Annotated in this window: 3 protein-coding genes and 1 pseudogene; 3 read left to right on the top strand and 1 reads right to left on the bottom strand. The window is 62.9% G+C overall.

Annotated elements, in window-relative coordinates; genetic code table 11:
• Positions 1–484: helix-turn-helix domain-containing protein (locus VD972_RS29070; protein ID WP_324992017.1), on the top strand; the 484-nt coding region annotated here is incomplete at its 5' end.
• Positions 485–488: 4 nt separating this feature from the next.
• A pseudogene (locus VD972_RS29075) lies at positions 489–629 on the top strand (integrase core domain-containing protein); the annotation flags it as partial.
• 206 nt (positions 630–835) lie between these two features.
• Here the strand turns inward: VD972_RS29075 and VD972_RS29080 are convergent.
• Positions 836–2,734 (bottom strand): hypothetical protein, encoded by a 1,899-nt coding sequence (locus VD972_RS29080; RefSeq protein WP_324992018.1) that lies wholly within the window; start codon positions 2,732–2,734, stop codon positions 836–838.
• 518 nt (positions 2,735–3,252) lie between these two features.
• Between VD972_RS29080 and VD972_RS29085 the strand changes: the two genes are divergently transcribed.
• A partial coding sequence (locus VD972_RS29085; RefSeq protein WP_324992019.1) for a hypothetical protein occupies positions 3,253–4,387 on the top strand: 1,135 nt, incomplete at its 3' end.

Consider the following 4,387-nt stretch of genomic DNA (forward strand, 5'->3'; position numbering starts at 1 on the left):
GGTCTGGCTGCCGCCGCTGAGGGCGCGGCCGGAGGACATCGAGCCGCTGGCCCGGCACTTCCTGGAGGTGCATGCCAAGACCAACGGGCGGCAGCCCTTCACGCTGGCGCCGGACGCGCTCCAGACGCTGCAGGCCCAGCCGTGGCCGGGCAACGTGCGCCAGCTGCAGAACTTCATGGAGCGGCTCGTGGTGCTCTCGGACGGCCCGAACCTCACTGGAGCGGACGTGGCGCGCGAGCTGACGCGGCAGCCGGGGCTGATGCCCACGAGTCCGCCGGCGGTGCCCATGAGCGCGGCCGCCCCGGTGGCCCTACCTACGGGGAGCGAGCCGAAGACGCTGGACTCCCAGCGCCGGCAGACGGAGCGGCAGGCGCTGGAGGACGCGCTGAAGCGGGCCGGAGACAACCGCACGCTGGCGGCGCGGCTGCTGGGCATCAGCCGCCGCACGCTCTACAACAAGCTCGAGGAGCACGGCCTGGTGTGAGCAGCGTGGCATCACCTGCAGCATGTCTCGTCAGGGCAACTGCTGGGACACCGCGGTGGTGGAGAGCTTCTTCTCCACGCTCAAGCAGGAGCTCGTCTACCTCTCCACCTTCAAAACGCGCCAGGAGACTCAGCTGGCTCTGTTCTGTCCACCGAACCGGGCCAATCTCATCGGCTCCTTCCTGGCCGCTGCCCCAATCCCCGCGCTCGCCTTCTCCGCACCTGCGTGGGGGAGCTCCGCGAGGAGATGGGGATCCTCGCGGAGCATCCGTGGGCCTACGAGCCGTTTCCCGCGGAACCTCCACCGCTGCGGGAGCACCGGCCTCCGCCGGGGGGCGTGCCCCCCTATCGATCATGGAATATACACGCGAGTGCTTGCCCTCTGCGGCCCAACCCCTGTAGGCCGCACATCGACTTCAAAGCCCGCGCCCGACAAGGTGCCCTCATTGGTCAGGAAGTTGAAGATGGTTGGACCGGTCCCCTGATAGCCCAGCTCTCCCCCGGGCTCCCTGGGGACGAGCGCCCTGGGGTATTGTGCATTGCCATGGCAACCCATACAGCCACCCATCACCACGGTGTTGTCATTGGGCAATCCCCGCACGTTCAGGATATTCGGCCTGCTGCGCTCGTTGAGCAATTGGTCCGGCGCTGCGTGGCGAACGCCAGGATCCGAGACCGCGCCTTTAAACAACTGGATACCCGGCCGGCTGCTCTCGATCACCGTGTTTGCCAGGTAGAAGTCCTCGGTCAGAGGATCGGGCGCACCCGTGTTTGGGGAGGTGCTGTTCTCATTCACGGGTAGAATCTGAATTCCCGCGAGACGATAATACAGCCACACGTTTGGGTTGGACTGGCCCCTGCTACTCTGAGCTAGGGCCTCAGCTATGGCTTGATTGACTTCGGCATTGACCTTCGTGACGGCATCTGTCACTGCCAGTGACGGCTGGACCGGTATCGGGCCTGCATAGGGCGCCTGCACCTCGGATGAGGGGATGATTGGATAGCCGTGGGCTGCGTCCACCTGGCCTTCCAGGGGCAGCGGTACCGACTGGAACTGGCCAGTCCCCGTATTGACCATGGCCTGCGGATTGGCGATCGTCGGACGGTAACCCATTTTGTCATAAAGGGTAACGACATACAGGCCGGAACAACCCTTGGTGCCGAGAGGGTTGACATTGCAGGCAGAGGGACCATCTTTTCCCTGCAAGCTATCCACCTGCTCGAAGGTGGTATAAACAAAGGCGGGGTAGTTCTTCATCTTGCGCAGAATGTGCAGGCCGACCAGACCGAAAGTGCCCACCTGCGGCTCAGGACCGTTCACACCCTTGACGTAGTACGTGGCCTCGGCTGTGTGGTAGCGGCCTGAGCTGATCAATTCAGGCGTCATCTCCCGCCAGGCCGCCTTGACTTCGATAGACTCATCATCGCTCTGCGCGGCGGCAGGCAAATCGGGATTGCCCGTGTTGGGAGGAAATTCAATGTGTGGAATGGCTTGGTGGACGTCAGCGATGAGGGGGTAGGTACCCGCCTTGAGATTCTGGACAGAGGCAATGGTGTTCTTGACATAGTCATACTCCGCACCATTCACCTTGGCCTCGAACAAGATCAGGTGATCGTCATATGGATTGGCTGACGGCGTGCCGCCGCTTTTCGGGAAGAAGATCTGGTTTTGACCGATCTGAGTGGTTTCGTCGAGGTTGTTGAACCGGATCAGGTTCTTGTTGTTGTTAGTGAACGTGACATTCGCGAAGTTGTACTGAGGGTACAGGGCCTTCAGCTCGCCCGTGGGAGGCGCATTCGCGGGGAACAACTCGGATCGGTGAGCAAAGGTTTCCCAGAGCAGGTGACGGGTGCCCAGAGAATTCCCGTCATGAGTGCCGTCCGCGAAGAAGGTTGGACTGCCAGCGGTGAGAAAGTTGTACCCCTTATCGTCAGAGGCAGTGCCCCGCAGCACTGGAAGAAACCCATTGCCAAGATCATAATTCGCGGACAGCTTGGCGGGGGTATTCAAATAGAAGAACTGCCGCCAGGCAAAGCGGGCATATTGCTCGCGAGTGATGCTGCCGTCGTAAGCCGGTGGCGGAGCGGGTAGAACGGCCACCCCGTTCAACTCGTCCGGTGTGATGGAGTCCCCTCCCGGGAAACTCGGGGGGGTGTTTCCGGGGGGCATGGTTTTCATGCATGAGGCGAGTGTCGTGGCTATCGCCAGCGCACAGGCGCAGGTGCTGATCGTTCGAAGCGTGTTCTTCATCTTTACATTCCTTGATGTCATCAAATCCTTGTGGATTGATTGATTGTGACGGATTGCCCTTGAGTCGTCATGGATGCGGTGTCTGATCTGGGTACTGCACACTACATAGCAAATGAAGTGCCAATGAGATCCGCGCGAGTTCATCACGGGGCCGCTGGCGCTCACTTCGCTCTGGGGAATGCTTCATCTCGCTGAGCTCTGGCTCTGTCAGGCAGGGCGGCTGACATGTCAGACAGGGCGGATGACATGTCAGACAGGGCCACTGACATGTCAGACAGGGCGGATGACACGCAAAGCATAGGAAGGATTGAAGGCCTGTTGAGAGGTGGCGGACGGGAGCGGAGAGGCCGAGGAGGGCCGCTGACGGGGGCCGCCCGAGCAGTGCGCCAGGCGAGTGGAGAAGCAAGGAGAGGGCGGCGACGCCACCCATCTCCTCACCCGGTCCACGCATCTGGTAGAGCGGGTGGACCGGGTAGACTCCGTACACCGGTTGCTGCCTGAGCCTGGAGGAGACCCCCGTGACGCAAGCGCATCTGAGGAGACGAACCCTAGTGCTCGGGCTGTTGCTGGCAGTGCCAGCCATGGCGCAGGGGGCGAAGGACGTCTGTGGAGACCGTCCCCAGTGCATCGTGAAGGGCACCCAGCGCGCGCCCAAGGGCCACGAGGTGGTCGAGCTGTCACTGGGAAAGGAGAGTGAGGAGGGCGAAGACTCCAAGTGCGAGCAGAAGGAGTGGTGGCTGCGCAGGCCCGACAAGTCCGTGGTCAAGCTGCTCGACTCCTGCCCCGAAGACCGCGGTATCGGCGAGGACGAGGTGATCGTGAAAAAGAATCGCTTCATCCACGTGGTCACGGGCGGCGCACGCACGCGGTGGGAGAGAGTGAAGGAGTTGCAGCTGGTGCCCCTGACGTGGGCCAGCGGCGAACAAGTCAGCTACGACGCCCTGGACACCGACAAGATGAAGAGGGCGCGCTTCGACTACACCACCTTCGAGGGCCGCTGGACCTGGAGGCCCGACGGCTGCGAGGAGGTCACGGCGCAGCTCGTCCCCGCAGTCGAGGTGCCCGCGAACTTCCTCAGCGAGGGATGGAAGCGCATGTCGCTCGGGCGCTGCTCGGTGGACGGCTCCTACGCCCTACTCGGGAAGGCGCAGGGGAAGGAGGACGCCCGGATCCGCGCCGTGCTCGCCCAGGGGAACGTGCTCCTGGTGGAAGTGATGGACGACACCTGGACGGGGCCGGGGGCGAAGTGGCTCACGGATGACCACGTGGAGCTCTGGCTGTTCGGCTCGGACCCAACTTCCTTCAACCCCTGCGATGATGATGAAGAGCAGACCGGGCTCCTCCAGTGGGGCATCCGCATCGCCGATGGCAAGGTGTTCCCAGCGTACGGGGATTCCCAGGAGCCGCTCCCCGTCGAAGTCGTGCGCGAGGACAAGGTCGCACACCTGAAGATCCAGCTCCCCAAGGAGCCGAGCGGGCTGACGGTCATCTACAGCGACAGCGATGCGGGCAAGAAGCAGGAGCTCATGGTGGGCACCAGCGCGCTCAAGTTCGGGCGCGCGGGCACGCTCTCGCCGGTTTGGAGAATCATTCCGGCCCAGGCCACCTGCAAGGTGAAGGAGAACCAGCTCGTCCCTGTCCGCACGGAGCTGC

This window comes from Hyalangium sp. (assembly GCF_035629615.1).
In the GTDB taxonomy this organism is placed as follows: Bacteria; Myxococcota; Myxococcia; order Myxococcales; family Myxococcaceae; genus Hyalangium.

Coding starts and splice junctions, on each gene's coding strand:
- VD972_RS29080 (WP_324992018.1), bottom strand. CDS start 2,734: ATGAAGAACACGCTTCGAACGATCAGCACCTGCGCCTGTGCGCTGGCG.